The organism is Aeromonas sp. S41-2, from assembly GCF_027705845.1.
Lineage (GTDB): Bacteria > Pseudomonadota > Gammaproteobacteria > Enterobacterales > Aeromonadaceae > Aeromonas > Aeromonas hydrophila.
Map to the genome: position 1 here is coordinate 35,535 of NZ_JAPDCG010000014.1, position 25,346 is coordinate 60,880.

The following is a 25,346-nucleotide window of genomic DNA, read 5'->3' on the forward strand; positions in this document are numbered from 1 at the left end:
AGGGCTTTATATGGCGAGCATATTGGATTCAGTGGACCAACGTACCCAGCTGGTAGGGGAGAACCGCCTGGAGCTGTTGATGTTCCGTTTGGGATCCCAACAGTTGTTTGCTATCAACGTGTTCAAGGTGCGGGAAGTGGTCAAGCTGCCCCATCTCAACAAGATGCCGGGAGCGCACCACAACATCAGCGGGGTGGCCAACATCCGTGGCACCTCGATCCCGGTGATCAACCTGCGCAGCGCCATCGGCATGCGCCCCATGCCCATCGATGCCGAGTCCAACCTCATCATTACCGAATACAATCGCACCATTCAGGGCTTTCTGGTGGGGCAAGTGGCCAACATCGTCAACATGACCTGGAAGGACATACTGCCGCCGCCGCGTTCCGCCGGGCGGGCGAACTACCTGACCGCCATCACCCGCATTCCCGAGGACGGTGTCGATCAGATCGTCGAGATCATCGACGTGGAGAAGGTGCTGGCCGAGATCATCACCTATGACATCCGCATCTCGGAAGAGGTGCTGGATCGGGAGATCTTGCCGGAAATGCATGGCCGCAAGGTGCTCATCGTCGATGACTCCAGCACAGCCCGCAATCTGGTGCGCGAGACCCTGGGCCAGCTGGGGCTGGAGGTGATCGAATGCCAGGATGGCCTGCAGGCGCTCAATCTGCTCAAGGGGTGGTGCGATGCGGGCAAGAAGGTGACCGACGAGATCCTGCTGATGATCACCGATGCCGAGATGCCGGAGATGGACGGCTACCGGTTGACCCATGAAATTCGCAGCGATGCCCGCATGTCCGATCTCTTCATCACCCTCAACACCTCGCTGAGCGGCAACTTCAACGAGGCCATGGTCAAGAAGGTGGGCTGTGATCGCTTCATCTCCAAGTTCCAGCCAGACCTGCTGGTCGGGGTGGCCCAGGAGCGACTGCGCCAGATCCTGGAACGCTGAGACAGGAGCAATAAACATCCCGCCTTGGCGGGATTTTTATTGGGGTTGGAGCCCGGAAGATAGGCAAGGCCATGACACCGGGATCACTGGGTCAGCAGCGGCTCGATGAAGCTGGCAACCCGGTCGCGGATCTGTGGCTGGGCGGCGGCGGTGGGGTGGATTCCATCGTTCATCATGAGTTCAGGGCGCAGCGCAATATCATCCATGAAGAAGGGCATCAGCGGCAGCTGATTGGCGCTGGCCAGTTCCGGGAAGATCTGCTCGAACTGGCGCAGGTAGCGCGCGCCGTAGTTGCGCGGCAGCTGGATCTGGGTCAGCACGGTTTTTACCTGTTGTGCCTTGGTCAGCGCCACCATCCTGGTGAGATTGTCCCGGGTGATGGCCGGTGCGAACCCGCGCAGCCCGTCGTTGCCACCCAGCTCGATCAGCACCCAGTCTGGTTGATGTTCCTTGAGCAGGGCCGGCAATCTGGCCAGCGCCCCTTGCGTAGTTTCACCACTGATGCTGGCATTGATAAGCTGATGTTTACCCCCCTGCTGCTGCCATTTCTGATTGAGCAGCGCAGGCCAGCTCTGCTCCGCCGGCATCTGATAACCCGCACTCAGGCTGTCGCCCAGTACCAGCAGGGTCTGGGCCTGCACCGATGACACTAGGCAGCACAAGGCAAACAGGAAACGCGTCATGAATTCAACTCCCATTATCAACGTCAAGGGCCTGGGCAAGACAGTGCGCCTGGGCCAGGAAAGCCTCACCATCCTTGAAGGGATCGACCTGCAAGTCAATAGCGGCGAAACGGTGGCGCTGGTCGGCGCCTCCGGCTCCGGCAAGTCCACCCTGCTGGGACTGCTGGCCGGGCTGGATCTGCCGAGCCAGGGGGATATCGAGATCCTCGGCCAGTCGCTGCTGCAGCTGGACGAAGAGGGGCGTGCCCGGCTGCGGGCCGAGCAGGTCGGCTTTGTGTTCCAGTCCTTCCTGTTGCTGCCCACCCTGAGCGCGCTGGAAAACGTCATGCTGCCTGCCGAGCTGCGTGGCGAGACCCGCTGCGAGCCGCGGGCTCGCGAGCTGCTGGCGGCGGTCGGCCTCGGCGAGCGGCTGCACCATCTGCCGCCGCGCCTGTCAGGCGGTGAACAGCAACGGGTTGCCATCGCCCGGGCCTTCATGACCCGGCCCAGCCTGCTGCTGGCCGATGAGCCCACCGGCAACCTCGACAGCAAGACCGGGGAGCGGGTGATCGAGCTATTGTTCGAGCTCAACCGCGAGCATGGCACCACGCTCGTGGTGGTGACCCATGATCACGAGCTGGCTCAGCGTTGCCAGCGGCAGCTGGTGATGGCGGCGGGCCGGCTGGCGGCGGATGCGTCAGCATCCGAAGCCGCCTCTGCAGCAAGAGTCAGGGAGCTGTCATGAGTCAGTGGCGATTGGGATTCAAGTTATGGTGTGGGGAAGGCGTCAATGACAAGGGGCTGCCCGGACTGGCGCAGGTGAGGAGCACGTCATGAGTCAGTGGCGACTGGGATTCAAGTTATTGCGCCGGGAAGGATTCAACGGCGAGCTGCGCTGGTTCGTGCTGGCGTTGGCGCTGAGCGTAGCCTGCGTGCTGAGCGTGGCCCTGGTGGCGGATCGACTGGATGCCGGGCTCAAAGCCTCCGGCCGCGACTTTATCGGTGCCGACCGGGCACTGCGCTCGGCCACGCCGGCGCCGGCCGCCTGGCTCGAACAGGCGGCAAAAGCGGGTCTGGCGGTGCAGACCACGGTCAGCTTCAACAGCATGCTGTTTCATGGCGATGTCCTGCAGCTGGCCTCCATCCGCGCCGTGCCCGAGGATTTCCCCTTCTACGGCAAGCTGGAGCTGAGCCCCCAGCGGGCGCCGGCGCCCGGCGAGATCTGGCTCTCCGCCCGGGTGATGCAGTTGCTGGCGGCCAAGCCGGGGGATGCGCTGGAAGTGGGCAATACGGTGCTCAAGGTGGGGGGAGTACTGGGTCAGGAGCCGGATCAGGGCTTCAGCCCCTTCCTGCTGGCGCCGCGGGCGCTGATCCACAGCGCCGATGTGGAGGCGACCGGTGCCCTGTTGCCGGGTAGCCGCCAGCAGTGGCGCTACCTGTTTAAAGGCACTCGCGAGCAGGTGGCCGACTATGAACGCTGGCTCAAACCCAGACTCAAGGCGGGACAGAAGCTGATCAAGCCGGACGACCAGGGCTCCCAGGTGGGCCGCTCGCTGGCCAATGCCGAGCGCTTCTTCCGGCTCGCCTCCCTGGCGGGAGTGCTGCTGGGAGCGCTGGCCATGGGCATTGCGGTGCGTCACTTCGCCGAGCGCCAGACCAACATGGTGGCGCTGCTCAAGACCCTGGGGGCCTCCCGTCGCTCGCTCTGGCAGTTGATGGGCACCCTGCTGCTGTCGCTGACGCTGGTCGGCGCCCTGCTCGGTCTGGTGGCGGGCAGCGCCATGCAGTGGCTGACCCTGCACCTGCTGGGCAACCTGCTGCCAGCTGATCTACCACCGCCGTCGTGGCGACCCTTTGCGCTGGGGTTGGCGGTGGCCTTCTTCATCACCCTGCTGCTGGCCTTCGTGCCCTTCCTGCGCCTGCTCAGGGTGCCGCCACTGCGGGTACTGCGGCGCGAGCTGGAGGCGGGGATCCCGCCCTGGCTGGCGTTGCCGGTGGCACTGCTTGGCCTGTTTGGGCTGGTGTGGGGCTTCACCGCCGATGCGACCCTGGCGCTGGGGCTGATCGGCGGCATGGGCCTGCTGATGGGGCTGCTGGCGCTGATCGCCTCCTTGCTGCTGCGGCTGGGGCGCCGGGTGCAGGGGCCCCACGCGCTGCGGCTGGCCATCAGCCATCTTTCCCGCGAGCGGGGCAGCGGCCTGTTCCAGCTGGCGGGCTTTGCGCTGGCACTCATGCTGTTCGGTCTGCTGTGGGCGGCGCGGGTCGACCTGCTCGGCGAGTTCTCGGCTAGGCTGCCGGCGGATGCCCCCAACCGCTTCCTGGTCAACGTGGCAGACGGAGAGCGGGAGGGGATCCTGGCCGATCTGCGCCAGGCGGGAGCCGTGACCTCGGACTTCTACCCCATGGTGCGCGGCCGGCTGGTCAGCATCGCCAGCGAGGCGGTGCGCGACACGGATGAAGATGGCCGCGAAGGGGTCAATCGCGAGCTCAACTTCACCACCACCGCTACCCTGCCGCCGGACAATACCCTGACCGCAGGACGCTGGCTGGATGGTCCCGGCCAGGTATCGGTAGACAAGGACCTGGCCAAACGGCTCGACATCGCCCTTGGCGACACCCTGGGCTTTACCATCGAGGGGCGCAGCTTCAAGGCGCAGGTGACCAGCCTGCGGGCCATCAAGTGGGACAACATGCGGCCCAACTTCTACATGATCTTCTCGCCGGACGTGCTGGCTCCCTTCTCCCAGACCTGGCTCGGCAGCTATCGTCTGCCGGAGCAGGGGCGGGTGGCCGAAGTTGAGCTGATCCGCCGGCACCCCACGGTGAGCCTGATCGATGTGGACGATTTGATCGTGCGGCTGACGGCGGTATCGGATCAGGTGAGCCGGGCGCTGGGGCTGATGCTGGGGCTGGTGACGGTAGCGGCGCTGCTGGTGCTGCTGACCCAGACCCAGGCCAGCATGGCCCATCGACGCCGGGAGCTGCTGCTGATGCGCACCCTGGGGGCCGGCAGCGAGCTGCTTCGGAAGATGCTGCGCTGGGAGCTGGTCGCCAGCGGCCTGCTGGCGGGGCTGTGCGCCGCCATGGTGGTCGAGCTCTGTTCCCTCGGCCTGCAGTGGTGGTGGTTCGAGGGGCAGTGGCAGTTCCACTGGGCCATCTGGGCCGGTCTGCCGTTGCTGGGGGCCGTGCTGGTGACGCTGGCGGGGCAGGGTATGCAGCGCCAGCTGCTGGCGGGCACCCTGAGCGATCGGCTGCGTGGATTGGGACAGGGCCTGCTCTGATCACCGCATCCTGTGCGGATGCCGCAAGGCGCAATAACAATCAGCCCGGTCAATGGCCGGGCTGATTGTTATCCGGTTGGCCGATGAACTCGGTCAGCGGGCAGTGCTGAGCAGATTGGCAAGGGCCTGGGGCAGCGCCGGATAGGTGAAGTGGAAGCCGGCCTGTTGCAGACGGGTCGGCAGCACCCTCTGGCCGGTGAGCAGCAGATCGGCCGCTTCGCCCATCAGCAACTGCAGCAAGGGGGCCGGCACGAAGAAGAGGTGCGGCCGGTGCAGGGTGCTTGCCAGAGTCTGGCTGAACTCGCGGTTGCTGACCGGTTGCGGCGCCGTGCCGTTGAACAGGCCGTCGCACTCGTCGTGCTCCAGCAGGAACAGGATGGCGCGCACCAGATCCTGGATGTGGATCCAGCTCATGATCTGGTTCCCCGTGCCCATGGGGCCACCGAGGCCGACGTGATAGGGAGGCAACATTTTGGGCAGGGCGCCGCCGTCGGTGCCGAGCACCAGCCCGATGCGCACGATACAGACCCGGGTATGCTTGCTGCGGGCCTCGCGGGCCAGGGTTTCCCATTGCTGACAGAGCTGATGGGTGAATTCGTCGTGAGGAGTCTGGCACTGCTCGTCCAGCGGTTCATCGCCCTGACGGCCATACCAGCCGATGGCGGAGGCGTTGATCAGCACCCTGGGCGGCGTATCGGAGAGCTTGACCAGGTCGACCAGCTGTTCGGTCAGCAGCCAGCGGCTGTCACACAGCAACTGCTTGCGCCGCTCGCTCCAGCGGCCGTTGGCGATGGGCTCCCCCGCCAGGTTGATGACCGCGTCCACGTCGTTGAGGTTGTCGAGCCGATCCAGGCTGTCGAGCAGCTTGACGTCGTGGCCGAGCAGATCATAGGCGCGGCTGCCCTGGCGGGTCAGCACCAGCACCTCGTGAGCCACCTTGAGATGGGCCACCAGACGGCGACCGATGAAGCCTGTCCCTCCCGTGATCAATATTTTCATATGCAGACTCCCTGACGCTGTTGGCTCTACTCTAGTGGGCTGGCACCAGATGAACAAGCAGCTGTTTTTGCAAAGATTATAATCGTCACAGCAGGTATCTGGCGCATCGCGCCAGGGGGCGTGCAGCGAACACTGCGAGCATGCGAAGGGATGGCTGCGACTGCCGCTGTCGCCCCGCTGCAGACGCGATATAGTGTTGGTCAGAGCGCCCCGCTCTGCCGTCAGAGTTATCAGAAAGGCTTGTCAGAGAAGGGGATAGGAGTAGACTCGTCCGCTTTTTCACCGTTGCCGCGAGGGTGGGTATGCCGTTTCGTCGTTTGAGGTTGCGCCAGTTTTATACCAGGCTGGGGGCGGCGTTGCTGGCCGGCCTGCTCCCCTTGCTGCTCGGGGTATTGATCGTCTCCTGGCAGACCTTTGCCGGCATGAAGCAGGATGCCGAAGAGCGCCTGCTCCATGCCAGGGAGATGCTGGAGCGTACCCTGGATCACGCCCATCAGGCGGCGGCCATGGTGCAGGGCAGCGTGGGGCGTCCCTGCGAGGAGGTGGTGCAGGGGCTGCGGGATCAGGTGGCGACCGTGCCGGACGTGCGCACCGTCAACCTGGCCAAAGGGGAAGTGGTCTACTGCTCTTCGCTCTACGGCCCCTATCAGGGGCCCTTCAAGCTGGCCGATTATGCCAATGGCCAGCTGGATCTGATGCGGGGCAATCCGGTGACGCCGGGGCGGCCTCTGGTGGTCTATCGCCAACCGGTGGGGGAGTACAGCGTGCTGGTCGGCATCGACGGCTACTACCTGCACAATATTCTCGACATGCTCAGCCGAAACTCGCCGCTGACTCTGGTGATCGGGGCGCAGAGCATGCTGGCCGACGGCCAGATCCACGACGAGGTGCCGCCTGTGGCGCTGGGGTCGCTGGAGCAGACCTCCGGCAAGTATCCGTTTCGGGTGGTCACGGATCTCTCCCACGACGAGTACGGCAGCCATATCTGGAACTACTCTCGGGCCAGTCTCATCATCTACCCATTGCTCGGTCTGCTGGCGGGCTGCCTGGTCTACTGGCTGGCCGGCCGTTCGACTTCGCCCTCCCAGGAGCTGCGGCGAGCGCTGGATCAACGGGAGTTCATCCCCTACCTGCAACCCGTGGTGACCGGTGATGACGCCCACTGGAGCGGCTGCGAGGTGCTGATGCGCTGGCAGCATCCGCGTCAGGGCCTCATCTCGCCGGATCGCTTCATTCCGCTGGCCGAGGACAGCGGCCTCATCGTGCCCATGACCCGGCTGCTGATGGAGCAGGTGCGCGAGCAGTTCGCCGACCGGGTGCACAGCTTGCCCAGAGGGTTCCACTTCGGCTTCAACATCAGCGCCAGCCACTGCAAGGACATGAGCTTGCTGGAGGATTGCCGCGACTTCATCAACGCGTTTCGGGAGAACCCCATCAAGCTGGTGCTGGAGCTGACCGAGCGGGAGCTGATCGTGGCGGACGAGACGACCGACCGCTTGTTTGCCGAGCTGCATCAGCTGGGGGTCTTCATCGCCATCGACGACTTCGGTACCGGCCACTCCAGCCTCACCTATCTGCAGCAGTTTCAGGTCGATTTTCTCAAGATCGATCAGAGCTTCGTCGGCATGATCGGCTCCGATGCCCTCTCCAGCCACATCGTCGAGAACGTCATCGATCTGGCGACCCGGCTCGGTCTGCTGCTGGTTGCCGAAGGGGTGGAGAACGAGGTGCAGGCCGCCTATCTGCGGGCGCGTCAGGTGAATTTCCTGCAGGGCTATCTGTATGGCAGGCCGATGCCGATGAAGGAGTTTGCCGGCCTGCTGGCGCAGGGCTGAGCCAAATTTCGCGCATAAAAAAACCAGCGACCGAGGTCGCTGGTTTTTTTTCACCCCGAGGCTGGTCAGAGCATGCGGGCGAGGGCACGGCACAGACGCTTGACCCCCTCCTCGATGGTGGCTTCATCCACGCAGGAGAAGCTCAGGCGCAGGGTGTTCTGGATCTCGGGGCGCACGTAGAAGGGGGCGCCCGGTACGAAGGCCACCTTCTCCTTGATCGCCTCGTCAAACAGCGCCATGGCGCTGACACTGGCGGGCAGGGTCAGCCAGAGGAACATACCACCCTCGGGCCGGGTGTAGCTGACGCCGGGCGGGCAGTGACGGGCCAGGGCGGCCTCCATGGCGGCACGCTGGCGGCCATAGACCTCCTTGATCTTCTCCAGATGGGCATCCAGCGAGTTGTCGATCAGGAAGCGGTGCAGCACCTGCTGGCTGAAGGCGTTGCTGTGCAGGTCGGTGGCCTGTTTGGCGATGGTGACCTTCTTGCGCAGCCAGTCCGGCACCAGCATCCAGCCGAGACGGAAGGCCGGGACGACGGTCTTGGAGAAGGAGCCGAGCAGCACGGTATTGTTCGGCGCCAGCTTGGCGATGGGGGGCAGGTGTTCGCCCTCGAAGCGCAGCTCGCCATAGGGGTCGTCTTCCACCATCAACAGCTCGTGGCTGAGCAGTCGCTCGGCCAGCGCCTCGCGGTTGGCACGGTTGTAGGAGACGCCGCTCGGATTCTGGAAGTTGGGCACGCCGTACAGCAGCTTGGCGTTGGAGCCGCTCGCCAGCAGCGCATCCAGCGCCGCCAGATCCAGCCCCTCTTCACCCAGGGTGATGGGCTTGAAGGCCGGTTGATAGACGGAGAAGGCCTGGATGGCGCCAAGATAGCCCGGCTCCTCGATGATGAGATCCTGCCCCTCGTCGATCAGCACCTTGCCCAGCAGATCCAGCGCCTGCTGGGAACCGCTGGTGATGAGGATGTTGTCCGGATTGACCTGCATGCCGTGGCGGGCCAGATAGCGGTCGGCGATGTACTGGCGTAGCGGGGCGAAGCCCTCGGTGGCGGCATACTGCAGGGCTGCGGCGCCCTGCTCGCGCAGCACATCCTGGCAGGCCTGGTCGATGGCCTTGACTGGGAACAGGTGTGGATTGGGCAGGCCGCCGGCGAAGGAGATGATCTCCGGATTGGCGGCGACCTTGAGGATCTCGCGGATGAAGGAAGGCTCTACCTTCTCGAAGCGCTGGGCAAAAAACGGCTGCATAGGATTCTCTCTGGCATGGTGAGCGGTCGCTCCATTCGACCGCCAAGTTATCCGTTTGTATCAGATTTAAAAAATGAGGCAATGGCTGTAACAAAAATCGATAAAAAAGGGCAGGTTTGGCACCTGCCCGAATTTTATCGGTCGGGGACGGCCATGGGGCGCAAAAGCCCCGGCGTGACCCGTTACAGTCCCGGCTCCTTGAGGAAGCGGATCATCAGCTCGGTGTTGGCACCGAGCTGCTGTTGCACCCGGCCCGGGAACAGTTCGGCCATCTTGTCGAGGCGGTCATACTGGGTATGCCAGATCTTGCCCCACTGGGTTTCGCTGTCCCGATCGCAGGCGCTCTTGGTGGCATCGTCGTAGCAGTCCCACAGCGCCGGATTGGTGGTCTGGGAGTAGCCGTCGTAGCCATCCGCCCCGTTGATGGTGAAGTTGGTGGCCTCCACGTAGGCGATGGGCACCCCGAGGCAGGCGAACGGCGCATGATCGGACCAGCTGCCGGTCTCCCCTTCCGGGTAGCCGCTGTAGCTGGGGTGAATGGCAAACGGGGTGGCGGTCTGCTTGGAGATGGCCAGCAGGCGATCCCGCACCTTGGGATCGAAGCTGTAGCGGCTCGGATCGGCGCAGTTGTACTCGGCCACGTCGGAGTGGGCCGAGTGGACGTAGACGATGTCGCCCCCGGCGATGGTGTCGTAGTTCACCATCGCCAGCAGCTTGGCGACGGCGGCGCTGTCGAGGCTGGCGGCATAGGCTTTGGAGCCGTTGAGGCCGTTCTCCTCGGCGCCGAAGAATGCAAAGCGTACCGTGTAGGGCAGGGTCTGCCCCTTGAGCGCTTCGGCCACCGCCAGCAGGGCGGCGACGCCAGCACCGTTGTCGGTGGCCCCCTCGGAGCCCTTCTTGTCGCCGGTGCTGTCATAATGGGCACCGATCAGGATCACCTTGTCGCTGCTGCCCTTGAGCTCGGCGACCAGGTTCTGGGAGGTCTTGCTGGCCCCGCTCTTGGTGTAGGTGAAGGGCTGGTTCTGCACCTCGTAGCCCCAGCCGGCCAGGTGGTCCTGGATCCAGGCGGCGGCGCGGGTCTCGGCCTCGCCGCCGGTGGGTCTGGCGCCGATCCCCTCGGCGGTGGAACTCAGCTGCACCAGGTATTCATAGGCCTGCTCGGCGGCGGAGGGGGCCTGTGAATCGTTGCTGGAGGTGTTGCACCCGGCCAGCAGGGCTGTGATGGCAAGCGCCAATGCGGTGTGTTTCATACTGCAATCCTTTGTTGTGTATGGTTTTATTTGCGCAGGTCAGCATGCACCCGGCGCCTGGCAGATTCTGTGAAGGGGGTGGCATTTGTCAATCGCGGTGGCGGAATTGGTCAGTGGCGGGGGATTTGTTGCGCGAAACACTTGCGCCCTGAGCCTATCTTGGGATAATTCGCTACCCTGTTTCGCCGAGCGATGAAATGACGAACAAGTTCGCGTTCGTCGGCGAGGTGGAACGATGAAACAACGAGCAATTCATCTCGGTCGTCTGTGATCAGCACGACGAGATAACGAGCAATCCATTTATGTGGTCTGTGACCCAGACCGATGCAATAACGAGCAATTTGATTATGCCAGTGACCCAAGATGTGTTTAACGAAGACGGCAAGTTCATGCGCAAGATCCGCAGCTTTGTCCGTCGCGAAGGCCGCCTGACCAAAGGGCAGGAGAAGGCCCTGGAAGAGCTCTGGCCGGTCATGGGTATCGATTTCGCACCGGAGCCGCTCGATCTGGTTGCCCTGTTTGGCCGCGAGGCCCCGGTGGTGCTGGAAATCGGCTTCGGCATGGGCGCCTCCCTGGTGGAGATGGCCAAGAATGCCCCCGAGAAGAACTTCATCGGCATCGAAGTGCACTCGCCGGGTGTCGGTGCCTGCCTCGGTACCGCCCAGGAGGCGGGAGTCACCAACCTGCGTGTCATCTGCCACGACGCGGTCGAGGTGCTGGAGCACATGATCCCGAACGGCTCGCTCGCCTGCCTGCAGCTGTTCTTCCCGGATCCCTGGCACAAGAGCCGTCACCACAAGCGCCGCATCGTGCAGCCGGCCTTTGCTCAGGACATCCGCCAGAAGCTGGCCATCGGTGGCGTGTTCCACATGGCCACCGACTGGGAAAACTACGCCGAGCACATGCTGGAAGTGATGAGTGCCGCCGAGGGGTATGAGAACACCTCTGCCACCGGCAACTGGGTGCCGCGTCCAGACTGGCGCCCGCTGACCAAATTCGAACAACGTGGCCACCGTCTCGGCCACGGGGTTTGGGATCTGATTTTCAAACGTGTCAACTAACTGAAGGAGCTATCATGGCCAATCGTAGCCGCCGCCTGCGCAAGAAACTGCGCGTCGATGAATTCCAGGAAATGGGCTTCGACATCAGTTTCAACTTCCCGGTCGGTACCGCCGAAGAGACCATCGATGCGGTAGTCGACGCGATGATCGATGAAGTGATCGAACCCCGCAAGCTGGCCTTCGCCGGCTCCGGTCACCTGGCCTGGGAAGGGATGATCTGCACCCAGCAGCTGGGCAAATGCAGCGAAGAAGACCGCGCCGCCGTCAAAGCCTGGCTGGAAGGCAAGGGGATGGAAGCCGTGGTGGTCACCGAGCTGTTCGACCTCTGGTACGGTGAACCGGCCTGATGACAGGCTGGCTGTGGCAGGCGCCCCGGTGTCGACAGCCTGCGACAGCAGATAGACAAGTCCCGCCGCTGGCGGGATTTTTGTCGGTGGTGATGGGATCGCCACGTTAGTTATGGAATCGCTTATGGTGTTGTCATCCGAATTACTGGCCAGCATCCTGGATGAGGTGCGCCCGCTGCTCGGACAGGGCAAGGTGGCCGACTACATTCCGGCGCTGGCCCAGGTGCCGGCCGACCGGCTCGGGATCGCCGTCTGTACCGTGGAAGGGGAGCTGTTCACCGCCGGTGACGCCAGCGAGCCCTTCTCCATCCAGAGTATCTCCAAGGCCCTCAGCCTGACGCTGGCACTCACCCTCTATCAGGAGGAGGAGATCTGGGCCCGGGTCGGCAAGGAGCCCTCCGGCCAGCCCTTCAACTCCCTGGTGCAGCTGGAATTCGAGCAGGGTATTCCCCGCAACCCCTTCATCAATGCCGGTGCCCTGGTGGTGAGCGATCTGCTGGAGACCCGCCTTACCGCGCCGCGCCAGCGTACCCTGGAGCTGGTGCGCCGCCTCTCGGGCAACCCGGCCATCATGGCGGATCAAGTGGTGGCCCGCTCCGAATATCAGCACTCTGCCCGCAACGCGGCCATCGCCTATCTGATGAAGGCGTATGGCAATTTCGAGAACGAAGTGGACAAGGTGCTGCAGAGCTACTTCAATGCCTGTGCGATCCGCATGAGTTGCGTCGATCTGGCGCGGGCATTCATCTATCTGGCCAATCGCGGGGTGCCGCTGGGCGCGACGACCCCCTTGCTGCCGGCCCGCACCACCAAACAGGTCAACGCCCTGCTCGCCACCTGCGGCCTCTATGACGAGGCGGGGGATTTTGCCTATCGGGTCGGCATGCCGGGCAAATCCGGGGTCGGTGGCGGTATCATCGCCCTGATCCCGGGGGAGTTGTGTGTCTGTGTCTGGTCGCCCGAGCTCAACAAGGCGGGCAACTCGCTGGCGGGCACGGCTGCGCTGGAACTGCTGGCCGAGCGTCTGGGCCGCTCCATTTTTTAACCTTGTCACTCTGAATCGAGAGATCACCATGAAACGAATAATGAGCTTGTTACGGGCCACCCTGGCAACCTTGCTGCTCTGGCATGCCCTGCCGACCCTGGCTGCCGAACTGCCACCGCTTTCGCTGGCGGATGCCAACGCCAAGCAGGCGGTCATTCTGGATACCCGCGCCAGTTACTTCTATCAGGGCTGGCCGATGGAGGGCGAGCAGCAGGGCGGCCACGTGGTCGGCGCCGAGAACCTCTCCGCCGAGTGGAAGTACAGCGATGAGGAGTGGCCGGCGGCACTGGCGACCAAGGGGCTGAAGGCCGATCGGCCGGTGGCGCTCTACGGTGCCCCGCGCGAGGTGGCCGAAGTGGCTCGTCTGCTGCGCCAGCAGGGCATCAAGCAGCTGTTCGAGCTGCAGGGCTGGAAAACTGCGCCGCGCGAGCATCTGGCCCGCTGGCAGCAGCTGGTCTATCCGCGCTGGCTGGCCGACCTGCAGGAAGGCAAGCCGGTGGTGGCTGCGCCCAAGGGCGACTGGAAGCTGTTCGAGGTAGCGTGGGGTTCACCCAAGGCCTATCTGCTGAGCCACATCCCGGGTGCCGGCTATATCGACACCAACCGGCTGGAAGAGGAACCGCTGTGGAACAAGGTCTCTGACGAGGCGCTCAAGGCGCTGCTGCTGGAGAACGGCATCCGCCATGACACCACCGTCATCCTCTACGGCCGCAACACCATGGCGGCGGCCCGTGCGGCCCACCTGATGATGTATGCCGGCGTGCAGGACGTGCGGCTGCTGGACGGCGGCCTGGATGCCTGGTTCGTGCAGCATCTGCGCACCGAGACCGGGCTGGCCAACAAGTTCACTCCGGCCAAGGAGTTCGGCGTCGCCATCCCGGCCCATCCCGAGTACTACACCACCCTGAGTCAGGCCAAGGAGCTGCTCAAGCAGCCCGACGGCGCCCTGGTCAGCGTGCGCACCTGGGACGAGTTTGTCGGCAACACCTCCGGCTACAGCTATATCAAGCCGAAGGGCGACATTCCCGGCGCCAAGTGGGGTCGTGGTGGTGTCGATGCCAACAGCATGAGCGACTTCCACAACCCGGACGGCACCATGAAGCCGGCCCGCGAGATCCTCGCCATGTGGGACGAGTGGAATATCGAGCCGACCCAGCAGGCCGCCTTCTACTGCGGCACCGGCTGGCGCGCCTCCGAGGCGTTCTTCTACGCCTGGCTGATGGACTGGAAGCGGATCAGCGTCTACGACGGCGGCTGGTACGAGTGGAGCGCCGATCCCAAGAACCCCATAGTGACCGGCGAGCGCAAGCCCGCCAAGTAATCGACGACGATGACAAAACAGGCCGGACCCATGTCCGGCCTTTCTTTTCCAGACTGGTCGGGAAGAGTCCATCCTCAGTGGCTAACTGACTGATTCTTTAAGTGGATCTTGTTACGGTAACCAGAGTTAACGGTGCTCATCTGGTTGAACTAGGCTTCAGACACCACCCTCGTGGTGAGGGTGACGCGGGAGGCAAAACAGGCGATGAAGCAACTGATGATGATCCTGGTGTGTGCCCTGGCACTGGTGGCGTGCAGCTCCCAGTACATCATGAGCACCAAGGATGGCAAGATGATCACCACCGACAGCAAACCCAAGCTGGACGAGAGCACCGGCATGTACCGCTATTACGATACCGAAGGGCGGGAGGTGATGATCAAGAAGGATGACGTCACCCAGATCATGGAGCGTTGAGGCTCTCCTCAAGCAACAAGGGCTGCCCGCGGGCAGCCCTTGTCATTTTCAGCCCTCACACCGTCTGGGGCACCTGGCGGTTCACCTGACCCACGAACAGCTGGTGGAAGCGGGAGTGGGAGTTGGCCAGCAGGCTCACCGGCGAGCCCTGTTCCACCACGGTGCCGGCCTCCATCACCACCACCCGGTCCACCGACAGCAGCGGCTCCAGATGGTGGGCGATCACCAGATAGCTGGCCTCGGGCCGGTAGCGATAGAGCAGCTCCGCCATCTTGCGCATACCGATGTGATCGAGATCCGAGGTGGCCTCGTCCAGCACGATGAGCGGGCGGCGTGACAGCAGGATGCGGGCGATCACCAGCAGCTGGGTCTCACCGGCGGAGAGCTGCAGCTTGTCGAGCTCCTCGTCCAGCCGGCCGGCGCAGCGCTCGGCCAGCCCGACCCGGGCCAGCGCCTGTTCCAGTGCCGCATCGTCGTGCTCGGTCAGGGGGGCCAGATTGGCACGCAGGGTACCGAAGAAAGTGAGCGGGATCTGGGAGACGGTGTCGTAGAGATCGCGCACCGCCTCCGGGGCCAGCCGGGACAGCGGTTGCTCGCCGTAGTAGATCTCCCCCTGGGAGGCGGGATACATGGCCTGCAGCACCCCCAGCAGCGAACTCTTGCCGGCGCCGGTGCGGCCGCACACGCCGACCTTCTCGCCGGGGGCCAGCTCGAAGTTGACCTTGTGCAGCGCCCACTGGCTGGCCTGCGGATAACGCAGCCCCAGGTTGTCGAAGCGCACAGCAGGGTGAGGGGTGGCGAGGGCCTCCCCCTCCTGACGCTCGCTCTCTATTTCACTGTATTCGCGCACCCGCTCCACCGCGTTCATCACCTGCTCCACCTCGGCGAAGGTGCGGATGAGGGAGTTGAGCATGGCGGAGGCGGTAAAGGCGTAGGTGATGGCCACGGCCCCCAGCAGCGAGCTGTTGCCAAAGGCCACCATCAGCGCCACGGCGCCCACCAGGGCGGCGGAGAGCAGGGTCTGGTGCATGCCGAGCCAGCGGTTGATGGAGGTGGTGGTGTACCAGCTGCGCAGGTTGTTGTCATAGTGCAGCAGCACCTGATCCAGCGCGAAGCGCTCGGCCCCGGCCAGGCGCAGGGCGGGGGCGCCACGGATGGTCTCGCTGATGCTGATGTAGAGCGGCGAGCGCAGCACCGATGCCTGTCGCCGCAGCTTGAGCTGCACCGCCCGGTAGCGGCGCTGCAGCACGTAGAGGGCCCAGCCTACCAGGGGGGCGATGAGCAGCAACAGCGGCATGTTGACGCCGATCACCACCACCTGCAGCGCCACCGACACCAGCATGCCGAACAGCCCCATCAGCATCGACAGCAGGATCTCCTGAGCTTCCCCCAGATCCCGATCGAAGCGGTTGAGGATACGCCCCTGCGGCACCTTGTCGAAGAAGGCCATGGGGGCACGGCTGATGCGCCCCAGCATGCCGTCGAACAGGGTCCAGGCCAGCTTGAGGCCGAGTTTGTAGTTGATGACCCGCACCACCATGATGCAGGTGAGAGAGCCTGCCCCCAGCAGCACATAGATGCCGAGCAGCTCGCTCACTCCGGTCACCCCGGCCTTGCCGCCGAGCCAGAGATCCGAGGCGATGCGCAGCCCCTCCTGGCCCAGGGTGAGCAACAGGGCGAGCAGGATGGCGCCGGGGGCGGCCAGACGCTGCCACATGAAGCCGAACAGCCCCCAATCCACCTTGCCCTCCACCACCTTCTCCTCGCTGAACTGCTCCGCCTCCTGAGGCGGCACCGGCGGGGTGGGGCGGGGATGCTGGATGAGATCCGCCAGCTGGTGGGCATCGAGCTCCACCAGTCGGCCCTGCTCGATGCGGATCACCCGATCGCAGTGGGCCAGCACGTCCGGATCGTGGCTCACCAGCAGCCGGGTCGGCCCTGGCTTGAAGGCGAGCCCCTGCTCCAGCACCTGGGCCGAGACGATGGGGTCGAGTGCCGAGAGCGGGTTGTCCAGCAGCAGGATGTCGGCCTGGGCGTAAAGGGCGCGAGCCAGCGCTACCCGCTGTTGCTGGCCGCCGGAGAGGCGGGTGCCGAGCTCGCCCACCAGGGTCTGGTCGCCGTGGCTGAGCAGGGTGAGGTCGGCGCCCAGCGCACAGGCCCCCAGTACCCAGCGATAGCGCTCGCCATGCCAGGGCTGACCGAACAGGATGTTGTTGCGGACGGTGTCGTTCATCAGCCAGGGCTTGTGGCCCAGATGGGCGACCCGGCCGTGGCGACGGATGCTGCCCTCGAAGCCGTTGTCGAAACCGGCGATGAGGTGCAGCAGGCAGCTCTTGCCCGCCCCGGTAGCTCCGGTGATCCCCACCAGTTCCCCCGGCTCGATGTGCAGGCTGATCCCCTCCAGCACCGGTTTTTGCTGGTGCAGGGCGGTGACGTTGTCGAGCCGCAGGCCGCCCACCGGCAAGCTGGGGTCGGTGAGATCCCGGTGCTGCTCGGGGCTGTTGAGGAACTCGCACAGCCGGTTGAAGCCGGTGTTGAAGTTGATCAGGGTGCGGATGAGGTAGGGCAGCCGCATCATGGGGATGCGCAGCACGGTGAACAGGGCGATGGTGGTGAACACCTGGGGCAGGGTGAGCTCTCTGCCCGAGACCAGATAGGTGGTGAAGGTGGCCAGGGTCACCAGCAGCGGGGTGCTCAGCATCAGGCTCTCGTTGATGGCATCGAGCCTGAGCACCCGCCCCAGCACCCCCAGCTCCTGCTGGCGCTTGTGGCCGGCGGCCCGGGTGAAGAAGGCGCCGAGCCCGTTCTGGCGCACCAGCCGCAGCTTCTTGATGTACTCCGCCAGGATGCCGTTGCGCTCGTCCTGCTGACGCTTGAGCTGCTGCTCCTGCTGGTTCATGCGGCGCACCACCCGGGTGGAGATGAGCAGCAGCAGAGTGAGCACGGCGAAGCCGACCAGGCCGGCGCTGCCCACCTGCCACACCAGCAGGGCGATGGTGCCGAGCAGCTGCAGCAGCATGGTGAGCGGCATGGCGGGGTCCGCAAGAATCCAGGTAATGTCCCACACGTCCCGGTTGATGAGGTTCTGCACCCGGCCACCGGCCCGGTCGTCGAAGCTCTTGCCACCCAGCTTCATCACCTTGGCGAGCAGGGACTCGGCCAGCAGGCGGCGGATGGGCACGTGCATCTTGAGTGCCAGCTGCAGCGAGTGCTCCGCCAGCATGCCGGAGGCGAGTACCGAGGCAAACAGGGCGAACGCCAGCAGCAATTTTTGCTCGGTGGGGGCGCCGGCACCGAGCTGGGTCATGCTGTGGTTGAGCAGCCAGGGGCTGGCCAGGGTCGCCAGCATGCCGAGCATTTGCAGCAGGGTGAGCAGGCCAATGCGCCCGCGGTAATGGCGCCAGATGAAGGCGGTGATGGGCCAGGGGCGCACCGGCTGGGCGGCGGTGAGTGCGAGGAAGGCGTCGGCACGGCCATCGCGCCTGTCTTCCGGCAGCAGAGGATAGAGATCGTCGAGGTTGACCTGGGGCTCGCTCAGCCCCTTGCGCTGCAGCGGGCCGGTCCAGTGATAGAAGAGGCGGCTCAGCCAGCCGGCCGAGATTTCCGGATGATCCAATGGGTGTCCTTATTATTTTGTGCTGCTTCCAGAGGGGCGGGGCGACTCATGGGTCGCCCTCGATATTGTCGTCTTGCTGCGGGTGCGAGCCCGGCGGGATCAGCGATCCCGATTCATGCGGATGAGCCGATCCAGGATCTGCTCACCATCGACCCGCAGGCCGTTGTGTTCGTATTCGTTGGTGATCCAGGCGCGGCTGTTGCCAAGCCCCTTGAGGGTGTCGCGGCAGTAGTCGAACTCCACGTACATGTCCTCGGCGTAGACGGCGCAGGCCACCGGCACGGTGTTGCGGGCCAGCTGCGCCGGGTCGTAGAGGGGGCCCCAGTCCGCTTTCTGGGCCAGCAGGTGAGCGGCCTCCTTCAGCGGGATGAGCTCGCGGAACTGCTCGAACATCCAGGGGAAGATCATCTCGCCGGTGAAGGCGAAATCCTTGCCCGGTGCCCAGGCCAGGGCCGGGTATTCGCTTCTTACCCGCTCGGCCGCCCAGTTGCTGGCGCTTTCTTCGCAATAGATGGACTCGTGCAGGATGGCGAACACCGGGTTGGTGTTGAACGGCTGCATCGCCTGCACTTGGTAGAGGAAGGCGGGGTTGAGCCGCTCGCCGATGAAGGCGTCTTCCAGCAGATAGTAGAGCTCCTCGAAGGCGCCGCTGGCCCCCAGATCCAGCCCCTGCTGCTGCAACTGCTCCACCGTCAGGCGCTGGCCGTTGGGCAGGCGCACCTCATGGCTGTGCAGGTGGTTGGCCAGCCGGTTGGCGATGGCCTGGGCGTGGGGGAAACGGGCGAAGAAGGCGCGGTTCTTGTCCGCCACCCGCTGGTAGGTGGCGCGGTAGACCTCGTCGGCACGGCGGCCGATGGGGGCCACCCCGCCGGTGAGGTAGACCTCGTGCAGACTGTCCGGGAACAGGGAGAGGTAGGTGAGGCTGCAAAAACCACCGAAGCTCTGGCCGAGCAGGCTCCAGGGGCGCCCCGGGCTAAGCACCTCGCGAATGTACTCGGTGTCGCGCACTATGCTGTCGGCGCGAAAATGGCCGAGGTACTCCGCCTGCTGTGGGGCGGTGAGCTGGGCCAGCGCCTCGGCGCTGATGGGGCTGGAGTGGCCGGTGCCGCGCTGATCGAGCAGCAGCACCCGAAACTCCTGCAGGGCCCGCTTGATCCAGCCGCTGTCGGCGGTCGGACGCGGGGCACCAAAGCCGGGCCCGCCCTGCAGGAACAGCAGCCAGGGCAGATCGTCGTGCAGCCGGTCCTGGCGACAGAGGGTGCGGCCGAACAGGGTGAGGGTCTCCTCGTCATCCGGTCGCTGGTGGTCGAGGGGCACGGTGAAGAAGCGGGGCTCGCAATGGATGCCATCCAGCACATAACGCAACGGGCTGCTCATCTGGGGTCTCCCTGAGGGTAGGAAAATCGTCGGCCTCATCATAGCCCCGGCGTGGGAACGGGTCACGCCGGTTTTCCAAATTGTTAACATTGTCACGAAGGGAAAACGGACGGTGGCTGCGTGATGAATTTATTGTCGGCAAGGGAGTTGACGGCGCCGGGCGGCTGCACAAAGATGGCTCGCCTGCCGACGGGGCAGGGGTCGTAACAGGACGAGGTGGGCTTGATGAAGCCTAAGTGGATACGATTTCGCAAAAAAGAGAAACGGGTAAACCCGGAGGGTGTGCTGCAGACCGGCTTGCTGCTGTTCAGTGCCACCTGCGGAGCGACCCTGCTGCTGGCAACCTGCAACGGCAGCTGACCGAAATGAAAAAAGCCCGCTCGATGAGCGGGCTTTTCAAATTTGGCTCCTCCTACTGGACTTGAACCAGTGACATACGGATTAACAGTCCGCCGTTCTACCGACTGAACTAAGGAGGAATTGTGGTGCCCAGAGACGGAATCGAACCGCCGACACGGGGATTTTCAATCCCCTGCTCTACCGACTGAGCTATCTGGGCAACGGCGCGCATTAAACCCTTTCTGAACGGATGTGTCAACCGCAGGGCGCAGATAGTCGGACTGTTCGCTCGACAAGTGAGCAATCAGGGCGTTTGTTGGGCGGTTTGGCCCGTTTTCATCCTGGGCGGCAGGTCAGCAGATAAAAAAGGGGGCCTGAGGCCCCCTGGTCACAACTGTGGTACTCCTCAGTGGCGGCTGACGATGATCCGCCCGGTGCTCATGTCACGGGCCTGGCCGGTGACGCTGATCTTGAGCCCGTATTCGGGCAGCAGACGACCGGCATCCGGGATCTCCTTGCTCTGGTAGCTGCGGGAATCCTTGAACACCCGGTTCGGGGTGATCCAGAAGTCGCGCAGCAGGGAGCCGCTCGGGTGTTTCAGGTTGAGCGGCTGCTGAAAGCCCAGGCTGAAGGTGGCGTCGTGGATCTGGTAGCGGGTGCCGGCCACGGCGCCGTCGCTCCACTTGAGGGTGCGCTGATCCGCATCCACCACCCCGAGGAAGCCCTCACCCGGGTGGACGCCCACCCAGTTGTTGGCCTGGCTGTTGTCCACGTACCAGAGCAGCATGCCCGGTTCGTAGCGCATCAGCTGATCGGCCACGTTGATGTGGGCCAGCCCCTTGTCCACCCCGGCGTGGTTGCGCCACTCGGCCAGGTAGTAGTGATCCTTGGCCTCGTTGCCGTTGCTCTTCACAAAGCCGGCCAGGGTGAAGGCAGAGCTGCCCTCGGCCCCGTCGCTCAGCAGGGTGTCGCCATCGGCGAGGATCTGCAGCTCGTCCACGAACAACCCGTTTTCGGCCACGCCGCCATCGCTCTGGTATTGCAGAGTGAGGGTGACCTGCTGACCGGCCCAGGGGGTGAGATCGAACTCGGCATCGATCCAACCGTTGGAGTTGCCAGTGATGCCGATCCCGAAGCCCACCCCGTTGGGATCGTCGCTGGTGGTCAGGTTGCCCGCGATGGGCTGGCCATTGACCAGCACCCTGGCGTAGTCGTACCCCTCTTCAATCTGATACCAGGCCTTGAAGCCGAGGCTGGCGCTCTGTTTGCCGCTCAGATCCAGCTTGAGGCTCATGCGATTGTCGAGGTTGTTGCCCTTGCCGCCGTGGTATTGGTACTGGCCAGCGTAGGGCGGGTTGAGCGGGATCTGCTTGGCCGGCAGGTTGATGCGCACCACGTCGTCGTTGCGCCCCTTGTCGTTGGCCTGATCCAGCATGTAGACGTTGCCGCGGGGGCTGAGATCGGCGAGCTGCACGTTGCTGCCGTGCAGCCAGTTGCCACCGAGGGAGGCCTGCAGGAACTCCTTGGCCCAGGCGGAGAATCCGGTCGGCTCGGTGCCACCGATGACCCCGGCCCAGGAGCCGGAGGACATGATGGACCAGGTCGCCACCGGTTCCCCCTTGCCGGTGTACTTGGTGTCGTACTCGTCCGGCAGCCCCAGATCGTGGCCATATTCGTGGGCACAGACCCCCGCCGCCGCATCGATGGGCTGGATGGTGTAGTCGTAGGCGGCAAACTGGCCGCCGAAGTTCTGGCTCGGGCTGCTGGTGCCGGGGATGGGGTAGGGGGCGCCCAGATTCCAGCGATGGGCCCAGATGGCGTCTTCGCCGAGATCGCCGCCACCGGCCTCCTCGCCGACGCTGGAGTGGAAGATCATCAGGTGGTCGATGAGTCCGTCCGGCTCGTTGCGGTTGCCGTTGCCGTTGAGATCGTAGCGATCCTCCTGGTCAAACTGCGCCAGATCGATGGCAGGGTCGTTCGCTACCTGGATCAGCGCCTCCTTCACCAGCTCCCGGATGGTGTTCGGGGTGGCGTTGGCGCCGTAGTAGGCCGCGTTCTTGTCGGCGGTATACCAGCCCGCCACCTGACCGCGCACGCTGTAGCTCTGGCCGGACTGCTGCTCGTAGAACTGGCGCATGGAGATGAACCGCTCGCCGTTCGGGCCGGCATAGCCCTTGGACGAGAACAGCAGATCGTTGTAGTGCGCCGGGGTGTAATCCGGGTAGTACATCTTGGTGAGCTCGGGGCGCACGCTGTTCTTCGGGTAGTCGGGGAAGTCCACCAGGATGGCGAGGATCTTGTCCTTGCGCATCTGGCCTTGGTAGTGTTCCCGCTCGATGGCCTTGAGCAGCAGGGTGGGCACCCGATCGCCGGGACGGGCGGTGCCGTTGAGGCGGATCTTCTTGAGGATGGTCTCGCGCACCTTGCCCTCTTTCACCGCCAGGGTGCCGCTGTTGCCCTGATAGGCCCGCGATTTCTCGCGATAGTAGCTGGCGAGGGCCGCCTGCTCCTGCTCGGGGGAGGCCAGGGTGGGGATGCGGCCGCTCTTCTTGAGCATCTCCAGCACCTTCACCTCGTCGGCCAAGGGGGCATCGAACGGACCGTGGACCGGGGCGGCCATGGCCTGATTTCCAATCATAAGGGTTGAGCCGACAAGCAGGCTCATTATTGTTTTTTTAGGCATTATCTATGTGCTCCTTCACATGATAAAAAGGGAGCCTGGCTGGCTCCTCTTTCCGTACGGGCAGTGCTCCGCCCGCGTCCCTTGATACACCTCGTCCATGGCCTTTGTCACCGGGGCGCTGCTGGTGGATCCTGCTGATTTCAAACGGCTTGTTGCGAGGGTTGTGCGGTTTTCCCGTGTCTAGCTGAAGCTCCATATGGAGCAATTCATTCCCGGCAAAAGATTACGCTTTATTAACCTTTTGTGATGGCACCCCATTTGGGGTGGCCGCCGCCAGCTGCTTATCTTGGCTTGCCGCATTGAGCCAAGGTGGCTGTGCGGGTATGCTTTGCCGCAACCATGCCTGCGGGGCAGGGGCACAGCCGATACGGCACTCGCCCGCGCGGGCATTTGATACCAACACAGTCGCATCTGGGGTTAATATGAGTCTTGATATGCAAGAGTGGCGCGAAGAGACCACCGCCATCGTCAACGAGTTGCTGGCCGATGGCAGCAACCCGGATCTGGAATACGAGATTGAGCACCACTTTGCCTGCCAGGATTTCGATCTGCTGGAGAAGGCGGCGGTCGACCTGTTCAAGGCCGGTTTCGAAGTGACCGATGCCGAAGAGATGGAGCTGGATGATGGCGCCACCATCTTCTGCTTCGACGCCACCACCGAGTGCAAGCTGGACATCGAGACCATAGTCGCGGACATCGCCAAGATGTTGCCCATCCTCGAAAAATACGGTGTGGATTACGACGGCTGGGGTACCTACTTCCAGGAGTAAGGCGCCAGCTCACGCACGCGTTGCAAAAACAACAAGGCCACCCTCGGGTGGCCTTGTTGTTGCTGGCTTACTGCTCCGGCAGCTGGTAGCTGCGGGCAAACTCGGCGGGGGGCAGGGGGCGGCTGAACAGGTAGCCCTGCAGCCGATCGCAGCCGGCCTGCACCAGCCACGTTTGCTGCTCCTGCGTCTCCACCCCTTCGGCGGTGATCTTGATGCCGAGCTCGTGGCCCAGCCCGATGACGGAGCGCACGATGGCGGTAGTCGCCTGGTTGGTGGCCAGCCCCTGGGTGAAGCTGCGGTCCAGCTTGAGGGTGGCCACCTGCAGCCTGGGCAGATAGGCGAGCGAGCAGTAACCGGTGCCGAAGTCGTCGATGGCGAGCTGAAAGCCCGCCTCGATCAGGTTGGCCAGGTTGCTCTCAATCTCGTCGGCATTCTCCATCAGCACCCCTTCGGTGATCTCCAGCTCCAGCTGCCAGGGGGCGAGCCCGTGGCGTTCGATGCAGGCGAAGATCTGCGGGCAGAGCTCGGGGTCGCGAAATTGCAGCGGCGACAGGTTGATGGAGAGCACCAGATCCGGCGCCGCCACCTGCCAGCGGGCCAGCTGGGCACAGCCCTGCTCCAGCATGTGGCTGCCGAGCAGGCCGATGAGTCCCAGCTCCTCCGCCAGCGGGATGAACTCGTCCGGCGAGATCATGCCGAGCTCGGGGTGGGGCCAGCGGCAGAGCAGCTCGGCCCCGTGCAGTTGGCTGGTGCGGGTGCTGATGATGGGCTGGTAGACGGCAGTCAGCTGGCCGGACTTGATGGCCAGCGGCAGTTGGGCAGCGATCAGCTGGCGGCGCTTGAGCTTGGCATCGAGTTCGGGATCGAACAGGGTGCAGTGCTGCTGCTGGCGCTTGCCCTGGGCCAGCGCGGCTTCGGCGTGGCTCAGCAGCCGTTCGGCGTCATTGGCCTTGCCGTGGGCGATGCCGAGGAACACCGGGATCTGGATCCTGTGCTCTTCCACCTGATAGGGCACCATCAGTGCCCCCTGCAGGCGGCGGCTCCAGCTGGTCAGCGGCTCGCTCAGTTCGGGCAGCAGCATGGCAAAGTCGTCGGCGGCGACCCGGCACACCAGCGACTGTGGCGGGGCCAGCTGTTGCAGGCGGCGGGCCACCTGATTGAGCAGCCGGTCGGCGACCCGGATGCCGAAGCGGTCGTTGATCTCGCGAAAGTGCTGCAAATCGACCAGCACCAGGCTCGCCTTGCGGGCACCGAGATGACGGCTGGTCTGCAGAAAGTGGGAGAGCTTGAGCAGGCCGGTCAGGCTGTCGTAGTGCTGCTCCTGCTGCAGCTGGGCCTGGGTGGTGCGCAGCCCGGTGATGTCGCGGCTCAGGGTGAGGATGCCGAGGGAGTTACCCTCGTCGTCCGGGACATCGACCCGGGTGACTTCCAGATGGCGGCCCTGGCCGTTGGCGTCCACCAGGCAGTATTCACCGCGCCCCATCGGCAGCTCGGTGGAGAGGCGGTGGGCGACCCGCTGACCGAGCGCCTCGCTCGCCACCATGCCCATGAAGTCGAGAAAGGCCTGGTTGCAGTCGATCAGCAGCCCCTGGTGGTCTTCCAGCCGGATCGGATCCGGGATGGCATCCAGCAGGCGGCGTTGCAGCAGTTGCTGCTGGCGAAAGGTCTGCTCCAGCTCTTTGCGCTGGCCAATCTCATTGACCATGCCGAACAGGGCCACCGGTTTGCCTTGCCCGTCGTAGAGCGGGATCTTGTGGATCTCCATCCAGCTGGTGGCATCACCGCTGCTGCAGTGCAGCTGCTGATAGAGCAGCGGTTTGCCCTCCGCCAGCAGGCGCAGATCCTCTTCCCGAAAGATGTCGCCCCAGGGCATGTCGGCATCGGTCTTGCCGATGAGATCCGCCGGTTGCGGCAGTCCCGCCTGCTCCGTGAAGGCGCGGTTGGCAAACAGGTAGCGCCCATCCGTATCCCGGCAGAAGATATTCATGGGTAGCTGGTCGATGATCTGCTGCAGCAGGGGCAGGGTGAGCAAGGAGTTCACACAGACACTCACGGGGGAAATTTCGAGCAAATCTATGATAGCAGGCTGGTTTTGTAAAGCTTGGGTTAAGGCTGACTCATTTCTGCCGATCCCTGCTGACAGT

At 64.2% G+C, this 25,346-nt stretch carries 19 protein-coding genes and 2 tRNA genes; 11 read left to right on the forward strand and 10 right to left on the reverse strand.

What is annotated here, in order from left to right; genetic code table 11:
* Window positions 1–10 precede the first annotated feature (10 nt).
* Window positions 11–955: a chemotaxis protein CheV gene (locus OKC44_RS20685; RefSeq protein WP_017410908.1), complete on the forward strand. Its 945-nt coding sequence runs from the start codon at window positions 11–13 to the stop codon at window positions 953–955.
* A gap of 83 nt (window positions 956–1,038) precedes the next feature.
* On the opposite strand, the gene OKC44_RS20690 is transcribed toward OKC44_RS20685, so the two are convergent.
* On the reverse strand, window positions 1,039–1,638 hold the full coding sequence (locus OKC44_RS20690) for an arylesterase (RefSeq protein WP_011707238.1): 600 nt from the start codon (window positions 1,636–1,638) through the stop codon (window positions 1,039–1,041).
* Here OKC44_RS20690 and OKC44_RS20695 point away from each other — a divergent pair.
* Together OKC44_RS20695 and OKC44_RS20700 are read left to right on the forward strand one after the other, a co-directional pair.
* Window positions 1,637–2,362: an ABC transporter ATP-binding protein gene (locus OKC44_RS20695; RefSeq protein ID WP_045789088.1), complete on the forward strand. Its 726-nt coding sequence runs from the start codon at window positions 1,637–1,639 to the stop codon at window positions 2,360–2,362. The two genes, OKC44_RS20690 and OKC44_RS20695, sit on opposite strands and share 2 nt — an antisense overlap.
* Before the next feature lie 88 nt (window positions 2,363–2,450).
* A complete protein-coding gene (locus OKC44_RS20700; protein ID WP_270814860.1) occupies window positions 2,451–4,898 on the forward strand; it encodes an ABC transporter permease in 2,448 nt (815 codons plus the stop codon).
* Between the two features lie 93 nt (window positions 4,899–4,991).
* On the opposite strand, the gene OKC44_RS20705 is transcribed toward OKC44_RS20700, so the two are convergent.
* Window positions 4,992–5,897, reverse strand: a complete 906-nt coding sequence (locus OKC44_RS20705; protein ID WP_270814862.1) for a TIGR01777 family oxidoreductase — start codon at window positions 5,895–5,897, stop codon at window positions 4,992–4,994.
* 302 nt (window positions 5,898–6,199) lie between these two features.
* On the opposite strand from OKC44_RS20705, the gene OKC44_RS20710 reads away from it, so the two are divergent.
* Complete coding sequence (locus OKC44_RS20710) at window positions 6,200–7,732, forward strand: EAL domain-containing protein (RefSeq protein ID WP_029299126.1); 1,533 nt, start codon at window positions 6,200–6,202, stop codon at window positions 7,730–7,732.
* A gap of 65 nt (window positions 7,733–7,797) precedes the next feature.
* Here OKC44_RS20710 and OKC44_RS20715 read toward each other — a convergent pair whose 3' ends face one another.
* Window positions 7,798–8,979 (reverse strand): aminotransferase-like domain-containing protein, encoded by a 1,182-nt coding sequence (locus OKC44_RS20715; RefSeq protein ID WP_270814865.1) that lies wholly within the window; start codon window positions 8,977–8,979, stop codon window positions 7,798–7,800.
* A gap of 182 nt (window positions 8,980–9,161) precedes the next feature.
* Window positions 9,162–10,229, reverse strand: a complete 1,068-nt coding sequence (locus OKC44_RS20720; RefSeq protein WP_270814867.1) for a M28 family metallopeptidase — start codon at window positions 10,227–10,229, stop codon at window positions 9,162–9,164.
* A 347-nt stretch (window positions 10,230–10,576) separates the two neighbouring features.
* Between OKC44_RS20720 and trmB the strand changes: the two genes are divergently transcribed.
* From trmB to OKC44_RS20745, 5 genes are all read left to right on the forward strand, one after another.
* The gene (gene trmB / locus OKC44_RS20725; protein ID WP_017410916.1) at window positions 10,577–11,290 is read left to right on the forward strand and encodes a tRNA (guanosine(46)-N7)-methyltransferase TrmB; all 714 of its coding nucleotides are present in this window, start codon (window positions 10,577–10,579) and stop codon (window positions 11,288–11,290) included.
* A gap of 14 nt (window positions 11,291–11,304) precedes the next feature.
* A complete protein-coding gene (locus tag OKC44_RS20730) occupies window positions 11,305–11,637 on the forward strand; it encodes a YggL family protein (RefSeq protein WP_011707230.1) in 333 nt (110 codons plus the stop codon).
* A gap of 124 nt (window positions 11,638–11,761) precedes the next feature.
* Window positions 11,762–12,682, forward strand: a complete 921-nt coding sequence (gene glsB, locus OKC44_RS20735; protein ID WP_029299132.1) for a glutaminase B — start codon at window positions 11,762–11,764, stop codon at window positions 12,680–12,682.
* Window positions 12,683–12,710: 28 nt separating this feature from the next.
* Window positions 12,711–14,003 (forward strand): sulfurtransferase, encoded by a 1,293-nt coding sequence (locus OKC44_RS20740; RefSeq protein ID WP_043119369.1) that lies wholly within the window; start codon window positions 12,711–12,713, stop codon window positions 14,001–14,003.
* A 204-nt stretch (window positions 14,004–14,207) separates the two neighbouring features.
* Window positions 14,208–14,417, forward strand: a complete 210-nt coding sequence (locus tag OKC44_RS20745; protein ID WP_016351843.1) for a YgdI/YgdR family lipoprotein — start codon at window positions 14,208–14,210, stop codon at window positions 14,415–14,417.
* Window positions 14,418–14,472: 55 nt separating this feature from the next.
* Here the strand turns inward: OKC44_RS20745 and OKC44_RS20750 are convergent, their stop codons facing one another.
* Complete coding sequence (locus OKC44_RS20750) at window positions 14,473–18,033, reverse strand: ATP-binding cassette domain-containing protein (protein ID WP_270814870.1); 3,561 nt, start codon at window positions 18,031–18,033, stop codon at window positions 14,473–14,475.
* Between the two features lie 99 nt (window positions 18,034–18,132).
* Entirely contained in the window at window positions 18,133–19,410 is a 1,278-nt protein-coding gene (locus OKC44_RS20755; RefSeq protein WP_270814872.1) for an alpha/beta hydrolase, read from the reverse strand.
* A gap of 225 nt (window positions 19,411–19,635) precedes the next feature.
* Between OKC44_RS20755 and OKC44_RS20760 the strand changes: the two genes are divergently transcribed.
* On the forward strand, window positions 19,636–19,770 hold the full coding sequence (locus OKC44_RS20760; RefSeq protein ID WP_011707223.1) for a hypothetical protein: 135 nt from the start codon (window positions 19,636–19,638) through the stop codon (window positions 19,768–19,770).
* A 43-nt stretch (window positions 19,771–19,813) separates the two neighbouring features.
* Here the strand turns inward: OKC44_RS20760 and OKC44_RS20765 are convergent.
* The 3 genes from OKC44_RS20765 to OKC44_RS20775 all read right to left on the reverse strand — a co-directional run bounded on the left by OKC44_RS20765 (window position 19,814) and on the right by OKC44_RS20775 (window position 22,369).
* Window positions 19,814–19,889: transfer RNA gene (locus OKC44_RS20765), tRNA-Asn, on the reverse strand.
* A gap of 4 nt (window positions 19,890–19,893) precedes the next feature.
* A tRNA-Phe gene (locus tag OKC44_RS20770) sits at window positions 19,894–19,969 on the reverse strand.
* A 186-nt stretch (window positions 19,970–20,155) separates the two neighbouring features.
* On the reverse strand, window positions 20,156–22,369 hold the full coding sequence (locus tag OKC44_RS20775; RefSeq protein ID WP_236766453.1) for an immune inhibitor A domain-containing protein: 2,214 nt from the start codon (window positions 22,367–22,369) through the stop codon (window positions 20,156–20,158).
* A 485-nt stretch (window positions 22,370–22,854) separates the two neighbouring features.
* Between OKC44_RS20775 and rraB the strand changes: the two genes are divergently transcribed.
* Window positions 22,855–23,202: a ribonuclease E inhibitor RraB gene (gene rraB / locus OKC44_RS20780; protein ID WP_076360509.1), complete on the forward strand. Its 348-nt coding sequence runs from the start codon at window positions 22,855–22,857 to the stop codon at window positions 23,200–23,202.
* Between the two features lie 67 nt (window positions 23,203–23,269).
* Here rraB and OKC44_RS20785 read toward each other — a convergent pair whose 3' ends face one another.
* Window positions 23,270–25,243, reverse strand: coding sequence for a putative bifunctional diguanylate cyclase/phosphodiesterase (locus OKC44_RS20785; protein WP_270814874.1), 1,974 nt, complete (start codon window positions 25,241–25,243; stop codon window positions 23,270–23,272).
* Window positions 25,244–25,346 lie beyond the last annotated feature (103 nt).